This window comes from Actinomadura sediminis (assembly GCF_042675525.1).
In the GTDB taxonomy this organism is placed as follows: Bacteria; Actinomycetota; Actinomycetes; order Streptosporangiales; family Streptosporangiaceae; genus Spirillospora; species Spirillospora sediminis.
On record NZ_JBHTJA010000267.1, the window covers coordinates 1 to 546 of the forward strand.

The window sequence follows — 546 nt, forward strand, 5'->3', positions numbered from 1 at the left end:
GCGTCAGCTCGTCGTGGTTGCGCAGGAAGATGCCCCACTGGCAGTTCTCGGGGATCTTCGGCGTCTGCGCCATGATCTCCGAGATCGGGTAGCGCTGCTCGCGGCGCACCGCCATGAAGATCCGCGGCATGACGGGGAAATGGAACGCCATGTGGCACTCGTCGCCGCCCGCGCCCGGATCGCCGAAGTATTGCACGACGTCCGCCGGCCATTGGTTGGCCTCGGCGAGAAGAACGCGGTCGGGGTAAAGGCGGTCGACCTCGGCGCGGACGCGTTTGAGGTAGGCGTGCGTTTCCGGGAGGTTCTCGCAGTTCGTGCCCTCCCGCTCGTAAAGGTAGGGGACGGCGTCGAGGCGGAAGCCGTCGATACCGAGGTCGAGCCAGAACCGCAGGACTTCGAGCATCGCGTCCTGGACGGCCGGGTTGTCATAATTGAGGTCGGGCTGGTGCGAGAAGAACCGGTGCCAGTAGTACTGGCCGCGCACGGGGTCGTAGGTCCAGTTGGACTGTTCGGTGTCGACGAAGATGATGCGGGCGTCGGGGTATT

1 protein-coding gene is annotated in these 546 nt (G+C 65.0%); it reads right to left on the reverse strand.

Annotated features, from left to right (window positions below; all coding sequences use genetic code 11):
* A partial coding sequence (locus ACFQ11_RS37820; protein ID WP_378307770.1) for an alpha-amylase family glycosyl hydrolase occupies window positions 1-546 on the reverse strand: 546 nt, incomplete at both ends.